15 protein-coding genes and 1 pseudogene are annotated in these 20,818 nt (G+C 54.5%); 11 read left to right on the top strand and 5 right to left on the bottom strand.

What is annotated here, in order from left to right; translation table 11 throughout:
* The first annotated feature begins 26 nt into the window (after positions 1-26).
* Together ACQZ51_RS17160 and ACQZ51_RS17155 are read left to right on the top strand one after the other, a co-directional pair.
* On the top strand, positions 27-1,067 hold the full coding sequence (locus ACQZ51_RS17160; protein WP_448779025.1) for an SHOCT domain-containing protein: 1,041 nt from the start codon (positions 27-29) through the stop codon (positions 1,065-1,067).
* A 425-nt stretch (positions 1,068-1,492) separates the two neighbouring features.
* Positions 1,493-1,714 (top strand): glyoxalase superfamily protein, encoded by a 222-nt coding sequence (locus ACQZ51_RS17155; protein ID WP_448779222.1) that lies wholly within the window; start codon positions 1,493-1,495, stop codon positions 1,712-1,714.
* 112 nt (positions 1,715-1,826) lie between these two features.
* Here ACQZ51_RS17155 and ACQZ51_RS17150 read toward each other — a convergent pair whose 3' ends face one another.
* Positions 1,827-2,720, bottom strand: coding sequence for an AraC family transcriptional regulator (locus ACQZ51_RS17150; RefSeq protein WP_448779023.1), 894 nt, complete (start codon positions 2,718-2,720; stop codon positions 1,827-1,829).
* Positions 2,721-2,811: 91 nt separating this feature from the next.
* Here ACQZ51_RS17150 and ACQZ51_RS17145 point away from each other — a divergent pair, with 91 nt between their 5' ends.
* Positions 2,812-3,756 carry an alpha/beta hydrolase family protein gene (locus ACQZ51_RS17145; RefSeq protein ID WP_448779021.1) on the top strand — a complete coding sequence of 315 codons (945 nt, stop codon included), beginning with the start codon at positions 2,812-2,814 and terminating at the stop codon, positions 3,754-3,756.
* Between the two features lie 329 nt (positions 3,757-4,085).
* Here the strand turns inward: ACQZ51_RS17145 and ACQZ51_RS17140 are convergent, their stop codons facing one another.
* The gene (locus ACQZ51_RS17140; RefSeq protein ID WP_448779020.1) at positions 4,086-5,015 is read right to left on the bottom strand and encodes a LysR family transcriptional regulator; all 930 of its coding nucleotides are present in this window, start codon (positions 5,013-5,015) and stop codon (positions 4,086-4,088) included.
* A gap of 117 nt (positions 5,016-5,132) precedes the next feature.
* On the opposite strand from ACQZ51_RS17140, the gene ACQZ51_RS17135 reads away from it, so the two are divergent.
* The 3 genes from ACQZ51_RS17135 (at position 5,133) to ACQZ51_RS17125 (ending at position 7,756) form a co-directional block, all read left to right on the top strand.
* Entirely contained in the window at positions 5,133-5,999 is an 867-nt protein-coding gene (locus ACQZ51_RS17135) for an aldo/keto reductase family oxidoreductase (protein WP_448779018.1), read from the top strand.
* 380 nt (positions 6,000-6,379) lie between these two features.
* A complete protein-coding gene (locus tag ACQZ51_RS17130; protein ID WP_448779016.1) occupies positions 6,380-6,961 on the top strand; it encodes a DUF1349 domain-containing protein in 582 nt (193 codons plus the stop codon).
* A 342-nt stretch (positions 6,962-7,303) separates the two neighbouring features.
* The gene (locus tag ACQZ51_RS17125; RefSeq protein ID WP_448779014.1) at positions 7,304-7,756 is read left to right on the top strand and encodes a GNAT family N-acetyltransferase; all 453 of its coding nucleotides are present in this window, start codon (positions 7,304-7,306) and stop codon (positions 7,754-7,756) included.
* Positions 7,757-7,880: 124 nt separating this feature from the next.
* Here ACQZ51_RS17125 and ACQZ51_RS17120 read toward each other — a convergent pair whose 3' ends face one another.
* Both ACQZ51_RS17120 and ACQZ51_RS17115 read right to left on the bottom strand, forming a co-directional pair.
* On the bottom strand, positions 7,881-8,600 hold the full coding sequence (locus ACQZ51_RS17120) for a hypothetical protein (RefSeq protein ID WP_448779012.1): 720 nt from the start codon (positions 8,598-8,600) through the stop codon (positions 7,881-7,883).
* Between the two features lie 113 nt (positions 8,601-8,713).
* On the bottom strand, positions 8,714-10,180 hold the full coding sequence (locus ACQZ51_RS17115) for an amidohydrolase family protein (protein WP_448779010.1): 1,467 nt from the start codon (positions 10,178-10,180) through the stop codon (positions 8,714-8,716).
* A 455-nt stretch (positions 10,181-10,635) separates the two neighbouring features.
* Between ACQZ51_RS17115 and ACQZ51_RS17110 the strand changes: the two genes are divergently transcribed.
* The gene (locus ACQZ51_RS17110) at positions 10,636-12,294 is read left to right on the top strand and encodes a sensor domain-containing diguanylate cyclase (protein ID WP_448779009.1); all 1,659 of its coding nucleotides are present in this window, start codon (positions 10,636-10,638) and stop codon (positions 12,292-12,294) included.
* Between the two features lie 886 nt (positions 12,295-13,180).
* Positions 13,181-14,407 (top strand): tyrosine-type recombinase/integrase, encoded by a 1,227-nt coding sequence (locus tag ACQZ51_RS17105; protein ID WP_448779008.1) that lies wholly within the window; start codon positions 13,181-13,183, stop codon positions 14,405-14,407.
* Between the two features lie 234 nt (positions 14,408-14,641).
* On the opposite strand, the pseudogene ACQZ51_RS17100 reads toward ACQZ51_RS17105, so the two are convergent.
* A pseudogene (locus ACQZ51_RS17100) lies at positions 14,642-15,015 on the bottom strand (transposase); the annotation flags it as partial.
* A gap of 24 nt (positions 15,016-15,039) precedes the next feature.
* Here ACQZ51_RS17100 and ACQZ51_RS17095 point away from each other — a divergent pair.
* The 3 genes from ACQZ51_RS17095 to ACQZ51_RS17085 all read left to right on the top strand — a co-directional run bounded on the left by ACQZ51_RS17095 (position 15,040) and on the right by ACQZ51_RS17085 (position 20,723).
* Positions 15,040-15,414, top strand: a complete 375-nt coding sequence (locus ACQZ51_RS17095) for a glutathione S-transferase C-terminal domain-containing protein (protein ID WP_448779006.1) — start codon at positions 15,040-15,042, stop codon at positions 15,412-15,414.
* A complete protein-coding gene (locus tag ACQZ51_RS17090; RefSeq protein WP_448779004.1) occupies positions 15,411-16,007 on the top strand; it encodes an NADPH-dependent F420 reductase in 597 nt (198 codons plus the stop codon). Before ACQZ51_RS17095 ends, ACQZ51_RS17090 begins: the two co-directional genes overlap by 4 nt.
* Before the next feature lie 294 nt (positions 16,008-16,301).
* Complete coding sequence (locus ACQZ51_RS17085; RefSeq protein ID WP_448779003.1) at positions 16,302-20,723, top strand: hypothetical protein; 4,422 nt, start codon at positions 16,302-16,304, stop codon at positions 20,721-20,723.
* Positions 20,724-20,818: the final 95 nt, after the last annotated feature.

Here is a 20,818-nt window from a genome sequence, read left to right as displayed (position 1 = left end):
GGCAACCGCAAATATTAATTAAGCGCTTGGCAAGAAAGAACTCTCGTGAGGACTTTCGTGTCCGGCGTGGCACAGGACCTATCAACCTTCGCTTCGAGATCGCGCGCCCACTTTTCAGCTTCAAGCTTTGTATCGAAAGATTTGCAACGAGGCTTCAACCGGCGACAACGCGCTTCTGCAACGCCTATCTTCATCGCCTCGCAAATGTAATAAGAAAATTCTTAACCAATGGAGCGCCGCTTGTGATCAGAGATACTCAGGAACAAAGCATTATCGATGGCTTATCCCAGCGACACGGCGTCAGCCAAGGCGTCATCGAGCATCTCACAATGGCGCTGATTGCAGGCAACACCAATCAGGCGCAGTTCAATCACTCCGAACTTGGCGGGATGGGACAGTGGTCGAATGGCGGCATGATCATGGTTGGTGACATGTTCAACAATGGTCTGAAGCACCGGGTCGATATGCTATGCTCCGAGATCGCCGACTATATAAGGTCGGGTAAGTTATCCGGCCCGAAACTAGATCGGCCTCATCAGTCTCAAAGCCAGGGAAACGGTAACAGCTTTTTCTACCAGTCAAGTTCGCAAAACAGCTCCTGGCCGCAACATCTCGGGCAGGCTTCGTCAACCGGTGCACAAAACAACCTTCGCTACGCGTTCTTTCCGTCGAGCCGCCGGTTGGCCATCGATGTGAACGGACAGATCACTGTTTACGATACTCAAGACCACAACATTGGCGGCTTTTCCCAGCAGCAGAGCGGCGACCAGTCATTAACCTTTACGTCTCAGCATGGTCTCGTCCGAGTGGCCGATCTCGACATCGTCCCCGCCGCCGATAGCCCGGAGACGCCTCAAGTCACACAGCGCGCGACGCCTTTGCAGGTGCAGCCAGCAGGAGTTCCGCCAATGACGCCTCCGGGCGCGAGCGTTGTTCCGGACCAGGCGGCTTTTCATCAAGACGATATCATCAGCAAAATCGAGCGGCTCGCTGGTCTGCGTACGAAAGGTATCATTTCGGACGAAGAATTTGCAGCCAAAAAGACGGAGTTGCTTGATCGGCTGTGAGGTCGGCAGAAAGGAAAACGCGCGGGTCGACTATTTGGAAGGATGGCGCTTTGTGGGAAGTGCCTGGGCTGTGGCGCTGAACAATGGCAGCCGATTGATCAAGCACTGACTAAAGTCCACGTCTTCGACCAAGGCTTAGCACTCAAGGTTCAATATGGCGGGTGGGAGGGTCCGCCATATTGGCCCGCGATACCTGCAAAATCATGGTTTCCCGTATGGCTCTGCTTCCATTCGGCAAAGTACGATACCCGAAGGTGTTCACGCGCGATACCAGGATCTCAAGGACCTTATTAGTTTCAAGCGATACGGGGGCGCGAGACTTCCCGATCGGGGCGCCTTTGAGGCTGGCTACTGTTTGCTTCCCGTTCGGCAAGTAATGATCTGATCCGATGAAAATCTTCCTGTACGGTAAGCCACCTTAGGAGATTTCCGATCTTGGGCAACCCTTCATAGGTGAAATCATCGCGTTGTCATCCTCGGGCACATATTATTCCATGACTGTCCGCTTCGATGAACCCGTCGACACGGTGACCTTCGACAGCTTTTCTAACATGCGCAGTGTTGTAAGAAGTGTGGTCTACCTCGACGGAAATTCTGTACGCAAGACATCAAACGGCACACTGCATCTGGTACTAAGCGCAATATGAGCCTCTGTGAGATGAAGGGTCACCTCCGACTTTTGCGGAGGCCAGTCACGGGTTGGGACGATACTGTTAAAAACCTCTAGGTTTTGTCCTCGGTCTTACTGATTAGGGATGCTCAGTCTGTTCGGGCGAAAGCGCCCGGCGTGACGCCTACATGCCGTGTGAATGCGACGTTGAAGGCGCTGGCCGAGGCATAACCGATCCGTGTTGCGATCTCGATGAGCGGCGCCTTGTGCTGCAGCAAGAGATCCTTTGCAAGCGCCATGCGCCAGCCCGTCACGTATTCCATCGGAGGGACGCCCACCTCTCTTCGGAAGCGGTCGAAGAACGCCGATCGAGACATTGCGGAGATCTCTGCCAGTTCCTCGACGGACACACCTCCGCTCGGGTCCTGATGAATGCGTCGCAGCGCTGGAGCTAAACGGATGTCGGAAAGGCCACGCAACAGGCCAGGAGATGTCTCTGCCCCTCCCGCACTGCGCAGCGCGTCGATGAAGAGAACTTCCAGCAACCGGCTCAATATCATGTCCCGCGCCGCAAGTCCGCCGACCATCTCAGTGTGTATCATCTTTACGAGATCTATCAGTCGGTGCTCGCTTTGGGCATGAACGATGTCAGGCAGCAGCGAGCTTAGCAACTGCTTGTCGTTCGCCAAAAAAGAGCAGTGACCCACCATGGCCGTGACATTGGCCGGTGCGTCCGGATCGCCGAGGCGGAACACGCCGGGGTTTGTCTCCAGCCGTCGCGGCAACGTGCCAGCGGGAGGAGGTTGAAGGCTGCTCATGGTGAATGCATGGATTTGCGGGACGAGAATGAAATGCCCTGGCTCAAGGAGGATCGGCGATCTGCCGGAGATCGTGAGGAGACAGCGTCCCTCCACAATCGCGCAATAGAACGGACTGCCAAGCTCACGACGCTCAACCCACCACGCCCCGCCCGCTGTCACCAGTTTGGCAATCGAAGGGACAGGCTTAAGCAACGAGATGATCTCTGCAAGCGGATCGGACATGTTTGGACTCTCACTAAACAGGTATGGACTTTCAGATATAGATAATCCTGCCTCGTTCGTCCATCTTGGTGGCGCACAAGGAGACCCATAGATGACAACGAACAATCTTATTGATATCGCACGCAACATCCCGACACCCGATGCGGCGCTCACAATAGCCTACTCACCGATCCGCCTTGACATGGTTGGGCAGCAGCCGTTGGAATTGCGTCTGACTGCACCAGCAGCCGGCGATCGCCTTCCCATCGTCATTCTGTCGCATGGGTTTGGGCCATCGTTCTACGTGCCGTCGAAGGACGGCTACGGGCACTTGGCGCAGTTCTGGGCGGAGCGCGGCTTTGCTGTTATCCAGCCCACTCACGCGAGCTCCCGCGTCGGCGGACTTCCTGCAGACGCCGAAGGCGCCCCCTTCTTCTGGCGAGAGCGAGTCGCGGAGATCAGGACAATCATCGACCGGCTGTCCGAAATCGAGGCGTGCGCCCCGGCCGTCTCTGGGCGGCTTGACCATAACCGCATCGCTGCGGCGGGCCATTCTTTCGGTGGCCACACGGTCAGCCTGCTCCTGGGCGCGCAACTCCATGAAGAGACGTTTTGCGATCCACGCATTAAGGCTGGGATTCTTCTAACCGCTCCCGGCAGAGGTGGAAAGGACTTGACGGAAGAGAACGCCGCGCGCTTCCCGTTCTTCGACCTTGACTTCTCACATCTGACGATGCCGACCCTGGTCATTTGCGGTGCAGACGACAATCCGCATTTTACGCCCCGTGGCCCGGAGTGGCACGCCGATGCCTACCATGACGGGATGGGCGCGCATGCGCTTCTCACGCTTCATGGCGTGGGCCACGGTCTTGGTGGCATCGCCGGCCTCGACGCCAAGGAGACCGAGGTCGAGGCTCCGGATGCGCTCGAGGCGACGAAGCGCATGACGCTGGCATGGTTGAGAACTGCGCTCAGTGATGACACCGGTGCTTGGCCGTCGGCATGTATGGCGTTGACGGGTCCGGCCAGCAGCCTCGGAAACATCGTTGAGAAATAAGGGGATAGTGTAAACCACGTGATCGGATTCGCTTCCGGCGCGTATCGATGTCATTAAGGGGGAGCTAGACGTTACTGCTTCGCTAGCTCTCCGCAGTCGCTTTCTGCGGAACAGCCTCACCCTGTGCATGGGATTTAAGTCAGGGCCGACGGTAGATTCAATCGATCGCTGCAACCTCCGAGGCCCACCGTCACATTCGGCTTCGCTCTGCCCAACACCGGACCTAGATCTCCTGTTGGGAATATGGCGTTAAGTGAACCTCTGGATGCCTGATGTGGCGTCAGAAGCTTCAATCGTGAGGCCAGCAAGAGGCGGTCTGTCGGTGATGCTCACGGGCCGAGCTGCAAGCCTTTCGCTGCATCTTTGTTTGATTGTCTCGCGAAATCGATAAATGCGCGCAAAGGCGCAGGCACAAGCCGCCGCCCAGAATAATAGAGAAACGGGCCGGAAAACCGCAGCCACCATTCTTCCATCACCGGCACGAGATCTCCTCGATCGAAGTGTGGCCTTAGCCAGTCCTCGAAGATATAAATCATGCCGGAACCGGCAATGGCTGCGTCGATGCCGAGATCGGTGCCGCCGCCGAACTGAACAATGAGGCTACCTTTAGGATTTATGACGACCTCTTCACCGTCGCGTTCGAATTCCCAGGAGGGAAGCGCGCGCCCCGAAAACCGGCCCAGAATACAATCATGCGAAAGCAGGTCTTGTGGATGTTCCGGTCGGCCCCTTCTTGCAAGGTAGCCCGACGACGCGGCAAGGGCGTAGAGCTGCTGGCGCGGGCCGATCGGCACAGCCACCATATCCTGCTCAAGCCTTTCGTCATAACGGATGCCAGCATCGCAGCCGCTCTTTATGATATCGACGAAATTCTCATCGGTCACGATTTCCAGCCTGATTTCCGGGTATGCAGCTAGGAACGGCGGCACGATCGCAGGCAGGACCAGCCTTGCCGCACTCATCGGAACATTGAGCCTGAGCTCCCCCGAGGTGCGGCCGCGGCTGCTTTTTACCTCAGCGAGAGCCGAGGCCACCTCCGCGAATGCGGGTCCGGTGCGCTCCAGCAAGAGACGTCCTGCATCCGTCAGGAGCACGCTCCGGGTGGTGCGGTTGAATAGTCGTACCCCGAGGTGTTCTTCCAGGCGTTTTACCGCATCGCTCAACGCCGAAGAACTGGCGCCACTTTCGCGTGCAGCCTGCCGAAAACCTTTGGATCGAGCCACTGATAGAAACGCATTCAGATCCGTAAAATCCACCACTCAGCTCTCCAGACGCTCGAAATGATTGTCCATCCTCACGGACAACCTGTCCGGATTATAGCTTCTTGTAGCCTGTATGCCATCTGTCTATTTTCGAAGAATTCAAGGAGATAGAACATGACTACGATTGCAACTTCAGGAACCTTCACGCTTGGCGACCATACGGTGCGCCGGCTCGGCTATGGCGCGATGCAGCTTGCGGGAAAGGGCGTTTTCGGACCTCCGCGCGATCGTCCCGAAGCCATAGCCGTCCTGCGCGAGGCGGTAGAAAGGGGAGTCAACCACATAGACACCAGCGATTTCTATGGCCCGCATATCACGAACAAGATCATCCGCGAAGCTTTGCATCCCTATGATAGCGACCTACTGATCGTCACCAAGGTCGGCGCGGCGAGAGGCGAGGACGCTTCGTGGTATCCGGCATTTTCGCGCGCGGAGTTGACACAAGCCGTTCATGACAACCTCCGCAATCTCGGGCTTGATGTTCTCGATGTTGTCAACCTGCGCGCTATGTTCGATGTGCACGGCCCCGCGGAAGGCTCATTGGACGAGCCACTGGAAGTTCTGGCAGGTCTAAAACAAAAGGGCCTTATCCGGCATATCGGACTGTCTAATGTCACAACGAAGCAAATCGAGGACGCCGGAAAGATCACCGACATCGTTTGCGTGCAGAACCAGTACAATCTTGCGCATCGGCAAGACGACGTTTTAATCGAGACGCTCGCCTCCCGAGGGGTCGCCTATGTGCCGTTCTTTCCTCTTGGCGGCTTTTCGCCGCTGCAATCCTCTGCTCTGTCTGACGTGGCCGCCCGGCTTAATGCTACGTCGATGCAGGTGGCGCTTGCCTGGCTTCTCCAGCGATCGCCGAACATTCTCTTGATCCCTGGCACGTCCTCACGAGGCCATCTGCGAGAGAACCTCGCAGCAGCCACGATAGAGCTACCATCAGATGCTTTGTCGGAGATGGATAAGGTTGCTGCCTAATGCCGAATGTAGAAAGCTATTGAGCCCGCCGATGGAGGTTGTCGGGCCATCTCCCCTCAAGAGCTAGCACCGTCGCTTTGGAGAGGGCGCCTTGGGAAATGCAGTCCTTGGGAGAGGTCTGCCTCAAGCCAGACGCAGCCTTGGCGGCAATGCGCCACTTGCGGACATTCGCTTTAATCGACCCACCATCCGACTTCGGGCCGAGAGCGGTCCGTCCGTTTTTCCGATTTTCGGGAGCGGCCTCGATGTCCGCAATGAAGGCGCCAAGCTGGAAGACGCCTTTCAGACCTTGCCTGTTGACAGCAATTGCGCTCTCTAGGAATTACCATATTACGAGAGATGCCGCTGAATAAGTCCGCTAGTTGTCATAGGAGACGCCCTTGCAGAGTCTTAAAAATGGACGGTGGCTTAATGAGCCCACAAAAGCAAATGCTTCGGATACCGAACTTTCCGTGACGACTGATGCCAACACGGATTTTTGGCGAGAGACCCACTATAGCTTTGTGCGCGACAGCGGCCACTTCTACGCATTCCAGACCGATTGCGATTTCACCGCCCAGGTTCGAGTCCAAGCACATTTTGAACATCTTTACGACCAGGCTGGTCTCATGGTCAGGCTCGATGAAAGACGGTGGGTCAAGACAGGAATCGAATTCTCGGACGGATACGGCTTGCTCGGCAGTGTGCTGACGGATGAAACCTCCGACTGGGCAACGGGGCGATATGACGGCAACACGTCAGATTTTTGGATAAGGGTGACCGTGCAGAGCGGCGTTCTAAGAATACAAGCTTCAGACGATGGGCAGACTTGGCCACTGGTCCGCCTCTGCCCATTCCCAGAAGCGGATCATTATCTGGTTGGCCCAATGTGCTGCACTCCCGAACGCGCTGGCTTAGAGGTAAGATTTAGTGAGTGGCAATTGGGGCGGGCCTTGGGCAAAGACCTCCACGACCTAACGTAGAGCACTTCATTTGGAACCCCAGCGTCTGCTTCTAGCGCAAAGAGCTACGAGCCGTTGTCGCAAACAACTGCGTATACGACCGGCAGCAAGACGCAAAACTGGCTTCAGAGTTTCAGACAGGATGCCCAGTTAGGGTCAAGTGCGGTCATCCTCGAAGGGTTCATGAAGGTTAGCTCCCGAATCAATGTGGTCATTGACCGTGTGCCGGAGGCGCCCTAAAAACCGGAAAACAGTGGGAGATTTATGCGCAGAGGCTTGTGATTCCGACGGCAGATAGCCGTTTCACCTGGCACCAGGAGCTGGTTGCCGGACCCTTCTGCATATCTATTCTTCGGAGTCCCCATGAAGAATCATGACGTCGTAATCCGACCCTATACGCCGAACAGCGATTTGAAGAAGCTGTCGCGCATCTGGCTCGATGCGTCTCTGTTGGCCCATCCTTTTATCGGTGAACAGCGCTTGCATAAGCAACGAGTGCTGATCGAAGATCAATATCTGCCTAATGCCGAGACGTGGATAGCGTGCATAGACAATCAACCCTGTGGGTTCATCAGTCTGCTCGATACGTTCGTTGGGGGGATTTTTGTTTCTCCTGACCGGCAGGGGCTTGGCATCGGACGTCGGCTTATCGCTCACGCACTGAACCGTAAAGGCGAGTTAGAGCTTGAGGTATACACCGACAACCGGCAGGCCATGGCTTTCTACATCGGGCTAGGTTTCCAGGAGCTGTCACGCCGTTCCCGCGATGATGAAGGCTACGCTTTTGAAAATGCGCGAATGCGGTTGATTGGTTAGTAGTACGTCGGGCGGCAAGAGCCGCCGCCCGACTGCCAGTTTGTCCAATGCGGTTTTGGCAGCAGTGCGGTAAGGGCGGTCATGTGGCAGCTAAGGTTCACTGGATTTGCCGATCACTCGTTGATCAAAACAGCATTGAAAATCCAACGACGGGGCCATGTTGGGTCACATTCCAGCGAAATTTACTGGCCCCTGTAAAGTCATCACCTTCATAATCTTGGTACAGAAGCCGATACCCGACCCTCATGATCGCCGGTTTACCGAACATGGATGTCCGATAGCCAAGATAAGTTTGCGCATTGACGCTGATTTTTGATCCGACATCGAACCCTCCCACGTCGACTTCAGAAAAGAGGTTCCATCGATCCGTGAGATCTGCATTCAATCTCAAACCGATGAACGGGTCGGTCCAGTCGGCGCTTTTCTTTGCGCGGATACCGAGAGCTGAAACATCCGCCTTGAGTTGCGTCCATCGCACACCAGCGGTTGGCTCGATGGTCAGCGTCCGTGGTTTGCCGAATACCGTATCACCACCAAGCTCTGTCTCGTAAGCCACGAAGAAAGCGCCTGTCGAGAGCGTAGTGGTTTTAATGCCTAGTCCTACCTCGTTTTCGAGGATGTGCTCTTCTTGGGTTGTTTTCACATGTTGGCCATCGAAATAGACGCCCCATCGATCATTTGTGATTTCGACATTACCCATGACTGCCAAGTCTAGATGGCCGAGAATTTCAGAAAACGGAATATCAACATCAGTATCGAAGCCGGCGAGCGACGCATTACCCTTCAGTGAGGCCGCCCAAGCATATGGACTGACGACGACTGTCCATTCCTTTTCGGGTGCCATTCGCAACTCATCGAAATCCCCGCTCCGAACAATTGTTGGCGTTAAGAGAAGAGTAGAAGCGCTGAGCGCGATGGTGAGATGATGTAGCGATTGATACACAGCGCAGCCCCCTGTCACTGTTGCAGTTCGTTTTTATAAAAACGGCCGTCCTTCATGATAATTTTGAAGTTCTGGACAGGATCGGCAACGATATCGATGTTTGTTGTCGGGTCGCCGTCCACAAGAAGGATGTCAGCAAAAGCGCCGGCCTCCAATACACCGATTTTACCGGGATATGGATTCCGCGGACCCGACATTGCCAGCAATTCTGCATTTGTGCTCGTGGCCATCTTCAGAATTTCAATTGGCGTGTACCACCGTTTCATCTTCGCTAGCTGTGCACCTTGGCGGCTCGTCAGTTTGGGTTCGAACAGTGTGTCCGTTCCCCAGGCAGTTTTGAGCTTATATTTCTTCGCGAAGCCGTACGCCGTATCGGTTCCCGCCGACATCTCAAGCTGCTTTGCTCTGTTGGGCGAGCCTTCCGGCTGAGGGTTCGCGTCCTCGTCGTCCAAAAATGGTTGTGAACTGAACCACGTACCCTTTTCCGCGAGGAGGGCGGCTGTCGCTTCGTCCATCAGTTGCCCGTGTTCCAGGCAGCGCACCCCACTGTTAATGGCCATTTGGATCGCCCGTGGCGTGTAAGCGTGAACCGTGACATAGGTACCCCAGTTTTCGGCAGCCTCCACCGCCGCTCTGAACTCGGGCTCCGTGTATTGACTGACATCCAGCGGGTCGTAGTTTGAGGCAATCCCGCCTCCTGCCGACAGCTTTATCTGGGAAGCCCCCAGCATCAGTTGCTCGCGGACGCGCTTGAGAACTTGATCGACACCATCGGCAATCATGCCGCCGCCCACCGCCTCGCCACGGCTCATTGGAGCATCATAGGCAGCGGGAACCTCGTAAGGGAAGCGGAAGTCACCATGCCCGGAAGTCTGGGAAATCATTGCCCCCGACGGCCAGATGCGCGGGCCGGAGACCAGCCCCGTATCGATTGCCCTTTTCAACCCGAAGACCGGGCCTGCCATATCCCGTACGCTGGTAAAGCCTCGGAGCAACGTTTTTTCTGCTTGATCTGCCGCGACCAGGTTGATGTACCCAACGTCGGCAGTCAGTAGCTGGTTCAGCCCGATGGCCGCCATCATCGCATGCCAGTGGTTGTCGATAAGACCCGGCATCAAAGTTCGGCCACCGCCATTGATAACCTGAATGCCTGTTTCAACCGAACTCGTGCTGGGACCGATGTGTTTGATCTTGTTACCTTCGACCAAAACAGTAAGGCCGTCGCGCAAGGTATCGGATTTTCCATCAAAAACCTTCACATTGGTGAAGGCGATGGGCTCGTAAGGAGCTGGAGGCGCGGTGGCGAACGCATTGGTCGGGATAAGTGGGAAGGCCGCCATTGCTGCAGCACCCGTTAAGAACGAACGACGCGAGACCTTCTGTGAGACGATCGCATTCACTCGTGCAAACGCTGGATGGTGGCAGAGGCAACCGAAATCTGACTGTTCTGTCACGGCGATTGGTTTGCATGAAAACACCATGTGGAGTCCTCCGGCAGCAATTTGCAGTGGAAAATAACACAGAAATTTGAAATGTCGAAAGCTATTTGCGAACAGATTTTAGCCTGCTCCGATCGCATTCAAGTCGCTACTACAAGGCACCACTGAGGGTTGCCGCAGCCCTGGCGGCAATGCGCCAAGACCAGATATTCGCTCCAATCTACGCACTGTCCGACTTGGGGCAGCAGGTAGAAGTCCGCTCTAAATTTTGCATCTACAAAAGAAGTCATTGATCAAAGGATAAGGAGGTTCAGGATAGGCCTTTGCAAATAGGAAATCCGTGCGCGGCGTCTGCCTGAAGCTTGTGCGCGTCGTTCGCCAAATTGCAGATGCTCACCTTGCTGCCCTTAACTGCATTAAAGGTATTTTACGCTATGCCAAAGCCTATGACATCGGGCGGTTTTTTAAAACATCTAACTGTATATCTGCTTCTGGTGATGTTTACCCAATTGGGGGCCAACGATGCCAGCGCAAGCGACAACACCAGCATTCGAACCTCATGCTGGGCCGTCGCCACGCTTTCGGAAGACATCGTCGCACTCGCTCGCGATGAACCCAGATGGAACTGCTCCGAGGCAGACCACCAATTCTCCATTGATGCCGAACGAGTGCTCCTCCGCTTCGACATCACACCCAGTCAAGAACTTCCTCGATATCTGCTTTCAAGGCGGAGCGCGCTTAAAGCGGTGCATCTGCTGGCCGTCGACGAGGACGGCGCGGTTCGGCAGACGTCCTTTCCTGCCGCCGCCTTGCACAGTTCCATGGCCGGCGGATACTTCAAGGCGGAACTACCAGACGTAACTAGAATGACTCGGCAGATCGTCGCTGTCGTTGATATGCCGAGCCACCGGATGACGTTGGAGAAAGCATTTCTTTCACCTGTTGACGCAGGCGCTAGCGTTGACGATCTTCGGCTCCTGCTGATCATAGGTGGGCTGGCCGGCATGCTCGTCATGCCGCTCGTCTTCAATGCGGCATTCTACCGAGCCCTGCGCGAAACGTTCGTTCTCTGGCACTCGGTCTTCACCTTTTCGCTGCTGACGACGATCTTCGTTACATCCGGTCTGTCGGTGGTGTTTTTCGATCCTCCGGCTATGGCGCTGAGTTGGATGACGACACTGATTTTCGGGATTACGATCAGCTCAGGCGCGATGTTCACCTACAGCTTCATCGAGCCGGGTAAGATGCATCCCCTCCTGCGGCGCCTTATACCCTATTGTGCTGCGTGGGCGCTTTTTCTAAGCGTCTTTCATGCGGCCTTTCCCTTCGTTGCTCGCCCGATCCAATCAACAGCTTATACGGGGGCATTTGCACCGGTTCTTGTTGTCTTCGTTTTCTCGATGATCGATTCATTGCGTCGGGGGAGCCGCGCGGCGAGGTTCCAGGCCATCGGATACACACCATTGGCGCTGGTCGGATTGATACGACTGGTGACCGGCTTGGCTCCGGGACTGAACAGCGCAGACGCCATGCTCCTCTTCTATTTCGGCTGCATGTTTGAAGTGCTTTTCACAACACTTGGGGTGGCGGAACGCTTCATGTCCATCAAGCAAGAGCGAGATGGCGCTCGCAACGAGGCCGATCTGCTTGAGCGCCTGTCTGAAACCGATCCGCTAACCGGGTTGCTCAACAGGCGGGCGATAGAGCGGCAGTTCGAGGGAGTTCTCGAGGAGAGTTTTACCGCACTCGCGGTCATCGACCTTGATCATTTCAAGGCGATCAATGATGGATACGGGCATAGCGTTGGCGATGAGGTGCTCAAGGCAGTCGCCGTCGCACTGAAGGCAGGCCCGAACGTGCGCGCCTACCGCCTTGGTGGCGAGGAGTTCCTGCTTCTCTTGCGAGGTCACGACGTGGATGCACAGGCGGAGTTTCGCCGCCAAGCAATCCCTGCGACCGTCGCCAATGCTGTTCCGGGTCTCTCAGGGCACGTGACTGCGAGCATGGGCATCACACCGATCTCTGGCGATGAAGGCTTCATGACATTGTATGAACGAGCGGACAAGCTTCTCTACGAAGCTAAGAGTGCGGGACGAAACACAACGCAAAGCACAATCCGAGTGACGCAGTCATTCAGCTCCATCCCGATAGATTAGGCGATAGTCGCCAGCCCCGAAACAGCACTGGCGGGCACCAGCTGAGATAGCCCCAAGAAGGCTTCAATGTAACTGGAGATCGCAGCCTGGCGCTGGCGACTACGAATCCGCACCCAAGACTGGAATCCTGTTTGGCTAATTGAATGGCCGCTTCGATGAGATTCAACAGAAGGCTGAAAGACGGATTGGAAGGCGCAAAACTGGCTTCAGAGTTTCAGGTGGGAAACGCGCTCAGGGCCAAAAAGCGATTTGGGCGGGAACGCGCTAAACAGCGGACATAACATTCCCAAATGAAGGGTGGCTGTTTACAAGCTTCTCTTGATCTACTGGGCCTTTCTGTATGCCTTATCGCATCACCGCGTGAGCCCTATCTAGGTAGTCGTCTGCAGTCCAAGCCCCTCCAGCTTACTCTGAAACTGTCGGGCTTAGACCATCCGATTGCCCAGTACCCGCGCTCCGCCAAGCCAAGATCGTTTCGAAGGTACTCGAATACTTCGCAGGGGCTCCACTCCTTTCCCTAGGAAAAAGGTACGCCATGATCTCGTAAAACCATTAGCTGTGACGCTTTCATTGCATTATCTGAAATAGGAAGGATGAAGTAATGGCCCTTCAACTTTTTCCGCCTCGTAAGGCGAGGAAATCAAACGATTTGCAAGTAATCTGGCGAAGAGTGATTACAACTTGGCGGAGAGGGTGGCCGCTTTTCGAAGCGACCCATCCAAACTCATTAAATCCCATATCGTATTGTAATTGCTGATTATTTCGTTGCCTTTTTGCTTGTCCACACGCCATCTAGTACCATCCCGTAACATTAAATCTCGGCTCTTGTGGCGGGCTGAGTGGCGGGCTAGGAAACCTTCATGAGGTGCATGAAGGAGAGTGAAACATGCTCAGCGATGCCAAGGCCCGGAAGCTGAAACCGGACGACAAACCCGTTTCGGACGGCACCATCACCGGGCTTTATCTCGTACCGGGCGGTAGCCCCGGCAACGGCAAATGGATCCTACGCTTTCTGTCTCCCACGACCGGCAAACGTCGTGAAATGGGGCTTGGAAGTTATCCAACCACATCAATCAGGGAGGCACGGACGAAGGCCTTCGACGCGCGGGGCGCTATTGATGGCGGCAACGACCCCCTGGAGGTCCGCCGAAAACAGGAGCGTGAGGCTGTGCGGCTTGCGACGGTTCCCACCTTCGCCGAAGCTGCACACCAGCACCACGCTGACAAGGCGGAAGGCTTTCGTAACAAGAAGCACAGGGATCAATGGATCAGCACACTTGAAAGGTTCATTTTCCCGAGGATTGGAAAGACACGCGTCAACGAGCTCGGCCCTGCCGACTTTGCAGCCTGCCTCAAGTCTATCTGGCTGGAAAAGCCGGAGACTGCATCGCGAGTGAAGCAGCGTTGTGATGCCGTGATGAACTGGGCAGCTGCGAACGGCTTTATCGTGGCAAGCCCCGTCGGCGTCGTTGACAAGATACTGCCCAAGCAGCCAGGCAAACGCGAACGGGTCCAGCACCAACCTGCGCTGCCATGGAAATCGCTGCCGACTTTCTTCAAAGAAGTCTTGCAAGTTGGCGAAACCAATATCACCCGCCAGATGCTGGAGCTCGTTATCCTGACCGCCTGCCGCTCCGGCGAGCTCCGGCACATGGAATGGCAAGAGATTGACTTCTCCAAAGCTATCTGGACGGTGCCTGCATCCAGGATGAAGGCTAAAGTTTCTCACCGCGTACCGCTTGGACCGCGAGCAGTCGAAATCCTTGAAGGACGGCTTGAGCAATCGAAACACGAGCTTGAGCAGTCGGAACACCGAGTAGGACTGGTGTTCCAGTCACGGACGAAGAAACCAGTTACCGACGTGGCTTTGACAAAATTTCTGCACGATAATGATATCGAAAGCGATACCCCTGGACGAAATGCGACCGCACACGGGTTCAGATCAAGCTTTCGCGACTGGGCATCCGAGAACGGTTACCCGCGTGACTTGGCCGAAAGGGCACTGGCCCACACGGTGAAGAATGCGGTTGAAGCTGCCTACCATCGAACCGATCTTCTGGACCAGCGCCGACCAATGATGCTGGACTGGGAGCGCTACTGCATTCACGGATAGCGGCAGCGGCTCTCGCAGCATCGCCAAACTAGGTATTGGCTGAACGCCGGCACTATGGAACTATCTCTCGCTCGGCGCGCTGACTATTCACCCGGCGCAAGACGACCGCGGTGCGCGAGAGGCTGGACAAGCTTCTGCTGGAAGCGGAAGCAGCCGCCGGCTCCGTATCCTGGAGAGTCAGATATCGTCTGGGTTGAGCCGACCTTGATCCCAGAGATCTAGAGCGCGTCCACTTTACTCGGGGTCATATCCGCACGATTTGAAGTAGTTTGTGCATTCTTGTGGTTCGAACAATGTGACGATCTGGCCAACGGTATTCCATAGGCCCTCGACCGTTCGCTCGGCTTTGGCGCGCAAGACAGCCTTGAGCTTGGCGAACGCCTTCTCTATGGGGTTTAAGTCCGGGCTGTAGGGAGGAAGGTAGAGTAACCGGCATCCCGCACCTTCGATTGCGTGCCTTACGCACTCCGCCTTAGTGCGGGTAGATTGTCCATGATGACGATGTCGCCCGGTGCCAAGGTTGGAATGAGAACCTGCTGCACATAGGCCTGGAATGCGATGCCGTTCATCGCACCGTCCGAGACCATGGGCGCGGTCATGCCGGATACCGATCAGGATTCGCAACCGACCAGGTGGCATATGAAGCGGCCGTCGGTGAAGTATTCGGCACGCTTGACTGGCTTGAGCAGCGTCTTTCCCGGCAACGCTATCTCGTAGGCGGTCAATTGACAGAAGCAGATATCCGGTTGTTTACCACGCTCGTGCGCTTTGACCCCGTCTATCACGGTCATTTCAAATGCAACCTCCGAGCTCTGGCCGATTATCCTGCGCTCTCGGCCTACACGCGTGATCTGTTCAACCACCCTGCGTTCCGAGACACCGTAGATTTCGATCACATCAAGGGACATTACTACGGTAGCCACCCTTGGCTAAACCCTAGCCGCATCGTTTCCGTAGGACCCGATTACGATTACGGTTTCCCCTCCGGACGAGAGACGTTAGCGTGAGCACGGTCGCAATAATTGGGTCTGGTAAAATCGGTTCTGCACTGGCAACACGCTTCTTCGCCGCAGGCCTCAACGCGATGATCACCAACAGCCGTGGCCCGGAATCGCTTGCTGATTTGACGGCAAAGTTTGGAAGCCTGATTGAAGCGGTGAAAGTTGGAGACGCTCTTCTCGCCGATATCGGCATTCTTGCGATGCATTTCGATGCGGTACAGAAGGCAGTTGGTGGGGTCGCAGACTGTGAGGGCCGGATCGTCGTGGACGCGACAAACGCCATCAATTTCCCAGAGTTTACAACTCTTGATCTTGGAGACAGGCTCTCAACTCAAGTGATCGCAGAAATGGCTCCCGGTGCTCGCGTTGTCAAAGCATTCAACACGCTTCAGGCGCACGTACTGACCGCTGATCCAGATGCTGGAATAGGTCGACGGGTTCTCTTTCTGAGCGGTGACTATGCGGATGGAAATCGGACGATTGGGGAGTTGATCTATCAAGTCGTTTTCTTCCCAATCGACCTCGGCGTCCTTACGACAGGCGCGCTGATGCAGCAATTCTCCGGACCGCTGGCAAAAATGAACCTTTTGAAGGATTGAATGGTCTTGAGAATTTACGGACTGTTACGCGCGCAGGTGTAGTTCTTGAACGGATGCGAACCTCTGACCCTTAGTTAAGTGGTTCTGTCCGTCTTAATTTTTCTAATATAGGCAACTACTTGCTGTTCGGAGTGGTCAGCTTGGGTCGGCGATCTCGGCAGCTTCGCGCCAATCTGCGCATTTCTTGACGGTAGGTCGAGGGTTCTGCTAGCCGATCGGAGGCGCGCCGCTGGTTGCAAACGAAGAAATCTATCTTATTGAAGTTGATAAAGTGTGTGCCAATTTTGGTGGTGCATGGGCTACACCGTTGATACTATCGCCCAACGGGTGTCGGGGGATATAGTGATTAGTAGCCAGTACGTTTCTTTGTCACGACGCTTTGTCGAAATCCATTCGGCGAACTTTGACGATGAGCCGGATAGTATTTGGGCTAGGCTCGCGACCCGAGAGACGGGGAACACGTGGGAAGAAATTCTGACGAACGATGTTTCCATTCTCCTTGGCACGGCTGGCTCAGGCAAAACAACTGAAGTTCGTCAGCAAGTGAAGCGCCTTATTGAGGCAAGACAAGACGCGTTTCTGATGCGCTTGGAGGCGCTACAAGAAGGGACCTTGGCGGGGTCATTCGACTTCGAATTGGAAAATCAAGACGAGCGGTTTGAAAAATGGAAGCGAACTAGAAAAGGCGGCTTTCTGTTTTTTGACGCTCTAGATGAGGCGCGGTTACCGTCTTCACGCAATGAAAGTGCGCTGGAAAAGGCACTCGATATTGTCTCACGAGAGGTCGGCAGACGACAGGGACCACTGCATGTTCTGGTTACCAGTCGCCCAAGCGAATGGCTTGGAGATGGTGATCTAAGACGTCTAATTCGTTTCATACGACAGACGAGAAATGCCGAACAGGACTCGCAAGCAGACGACCCTACCCACAAAATTTACCGCCTCGCACCGCTGGTGACTGGGGACATTGAGAAACTTGCTATTTCTCGCGATGTGAATCCCTCGGACTTTATCAACGCTGTGAATGCGCATCTTTCTGCCGGCCTAATCCAGCAACCGCTGGACGCGCATATATTCTTAGATGTTTGGAAAAAGGCCGTTAGTGAAGGCAGTTCCTCCGAGGAGGTCTTCAAATCAAGACTACAAGTCATGCGCGATTTGGTCACGTGGCGGCTGTTCGGGCGATCTGAAAGCACAGATCGCTTGAATGTTGACGTCAACCGAGCGCGCAAGGCCGCAGCGAAACTTGCAGCATTCGTGATTTTATCCGGTAAACAGGATTTTGCCGTTCTTCCGTTGTCGGCAGACGATGCCACGAATGCTGCAAATATCCTGTCCACGGATGCGGAAGCCTGGACCACTAACGAGGTGCGCCAACTGCTCGCCTGCGGACTATTTCAGCCATCTGTTGGGGGACGCATCAGGTTCGCGCATCGGGAGATACGGGATTTCCTCGCAGCTGAGCATTTCGACGAGAGCCTGCGAGCTAGAGCGCACTCCGAAAAGACAATCGCACCTCTTCTTGCCGAGGGACTAGGACGGCGATCGATCCCGCAGTCCACAGAGCACGTCATGGGCTGGTTGGCAGCCTTGAACAGCTCCGCAAAGGCTATTGTAGCAAACGTCAGACCTGCCCTACTCATAGAGACTGGGGATCCACAATCATTATCTGTCGGCGACAAGGAGATCGCACTGCGCAACTACGCGCGTTTCTACGACGACCTTCGCTACAGAGGTGAGTGGTTCTATCATGATGATCTTAAGCGCTTCTCACACCCTGATTTATGGCCGTTAGTCGATGAGCTCCTAGAAAAATCCAGATCACCTGAGCTGACCGAATTTTTGATTGATATGGCTAGATTTGGTCAAATGAAGCCGCTTGCTGCAAAACTAGCGGCTTATGTGAGGGATCCAGAAATTGGCTATCGCACCAAAGCAGAAGCGTGCGCTGCTCTGGATGAGATAGGGGATCAAACTTTCCGCGCTGATGTACTGGCAACAGCCCTGACCGCGAAGGCGCCAGATGCAGAAGATTCTGACGCTGCGCCGAACTGGAATATGTTCCAGTTAAAGGCGTTGAAGTACGGATTTGGCGCGGCCACTCTGCTCGACGGGATTAGCATTCTTTCGACAATTCAAAGAGAGCGCTCAAACTACTCATCCGCGACATCTCAGTATTTGATCGAAATATTTGAAGGCTTGCCGAAGTCGCAAAAGCAGACCTGGCTGTCAATTTTGCTGCGCTTTTCATTTTCAGGCCGTTCTGAAAACCGCTACCGAATGCCCAACGCTTCGGATCAGTACATAAGGTTTGTGCCTGCCATAATCTACCTAGCGTCGGAACTATTGGTTAATAAGGATATGCGTCCTGACGATGATGACTTGCTCAATGCCGTTGAGATCGCGATGGGCAAGGATAACAGGATCGACGTGTTCGGTCGCAAGGCTGTAACGAAGCAACTGGCGAATGGCCTGCGTGAACGACCCGTCGTCAAACACACTCTCGTTCAGCGAAGAGTGGCCCTTTTCTCTGACAGAGTTCAGCGGCACCGCGTCCCGTTCGGAGTGATCTACCCCTTAGAGTTTGCTGATAAAGAGGAAAATGGAGACGTCTTCGACCAGTCCGATGTGTCTTACTTCTGCGAGCTTGCGTCAAGGACTAACGATCAAAGTGAGCGGGCATTTCTACTCGACTTAGCCCAAAATATCCTGACCAAACTCCGGGGTACAGATCACAACAATGCGTTGTGTGTTCTCAAAAGGTATCTCAAGAAATACGGTGACGAGGACCAAAGGCGGCAATTCGGCGTCCATGGCTGGTTTCTTCAAACCAAATCACGCTTCTGGTATCAATATCGCTGCGAAACCCAAAGGTGGTTTCGGGGCAAGAAGGAAACCATTCAGGCGTGGAGAACAGCACGAAAAAATCGAAAGTGTGTCAAGAGCAGTCGAAAGGAAATTTCCGCAGGTAGGTTCGACAACAGCAATGCCATTTGGCTCTTTAACCGAGCTCCAGATGATCTTGGAAACGGGACGATCCGCGCGATCAACGAAGAATATGGGGCTGAGATCGCTAAAATTTTCAGCAATGGCTTGCGGCAATACTGGAAAATCAATGGTACGAGCTACGCTGAGCGGGGAACATACCTAGGCCACATAGGTCTAGCAGGCGTTAATCTCGATTACTCATTTGGCGAACTGCCTTCTAATGCTGACCTTGCGCGTAAGGCCTTCCGTTACGCTTTCCATGAATTGAACGGCTTTCCCCAATGGGTTGAAGAATTAGCAAACAATTTTCCAAGCCAATTTTGCTCTGAGGTCAAGTGTGCATTGCTGGAAGACTTCAACTCTGAGCGAGGTGACGATGATCACCACGTGTCGGATTGCATAAGCAAAATCGCCTACTCCGGTGTTCGAATTAGAAACCTAATGGCTCCGATGCTTCTGCGGATGTTGATGTGTGCTCTTCCAAGGAACCGTCGCGATAGAATGCTCTGCCTAGACATCATTGCTCGAGCGCCGACTGTCGAGCGAAGCCGCCTTTCTAGGTTTCTTGTCTCTGGGTATCGTGCGGCGATGTCCCGGTTTGATTTCCGAGAGGCATGGATGTGGCTCGATGGTCTAATGAATGCGAACTCAAGCGCCACTAAAAAGGTATTGATCTCGACTTTTGGCGATCTGCATAGCGCCGGGCAGAGCGCGCTTTTTTTCGAGTATTTGGGTCGCGAAGGAAACAAGCCTGCTCTGGACGAAAGTTTGGACCAAGTGCGAGGGGAATACAAGCAAGATGCAATTCTTCTAGAGTGGCTGGTTCAGGCATCATACTTGGCATGGCCGCCTGAGAGGGATGTGAAGCACGAGGGTTTCTACTCGCCAAGAAAAGAGGACCACGCCGAGAGCAACAGGCGGAACTACACCACTATTTTGGCAGCGTTTCAAACGCCCGATGTTGTCAGCGCATTTGAAAGATTGGCCAAGTCAAATGTGCTTTCAAGCTACCGAGACACTTTTTTGTATCAGATCGAGCTGATGAAACGAGGAGCCGGGAGAAGGCCCGAATTCTTACCTGCTGAGGCAATTCGGTTTCTTAACGATCAGTCCAAGCCACCGGCGACTGTGGAAGAGTTCAGGAAGCTTTGCCAAACCCATCTAAATACTCTCCTTGAGAGGCTGCACACTTCCGACGATGATGAAAGCGCATTCTTCCGGCGCGGCGAAGCGAAAGAAGGCGATCTTAGGAATTGGCTATCTGCTCGCCTGAGAGACGTAGGAGAGCGCTATTACACAGTTATCAGGGAACAAGAAGTCGCGGGTGAGAAACGACCCGACCTCAGGTTGCATTCGAGAGTAGACGCTTTGGGGAAGGTGTCCGTTGAGATCAAACTTGCGGATATGGATCATTGGTCAGGAGACCAGCTTGTCAACACTCCGGGTGAACAGCTTTCAAAGCAATATCTGTTTGAGCCTTCATCCCACACAGGGATCTATGTGCTCGTCAATGCTGCTCGTCCAAGAACAATCGAGAAAGACAAGACGACTAGGAAGATCAAAAGAAGCGCCTTCCAAAAGATTGTCGCTGGCAAAGCGGTGAACTTCGAAGAACTCGTGGCACTTGTGGGAGAGAAGTGTGCAGCAGTAAATAAAGGTCTCGCTGACGGCAAGATGTTGGTCGCAGTGACGCGCGACATTTCCGAGAAACCTTCTGAGACCCTGTGAGCGTGCGCTCCGAGGTGAATGTCCGCTTTCCGCCCTCTACGTTTCGTTGTTCGCATTGCAACGAGCGGCTGCTTTAAGACAGCTCGAGAGAGACG

The sequence above is a fragment of the Agrobacterium sp. CG674 genome (assembly GCF_053521645.1).
This window is presented reverse-complemented; position numbering and strand designations above follow the sequence as displayed.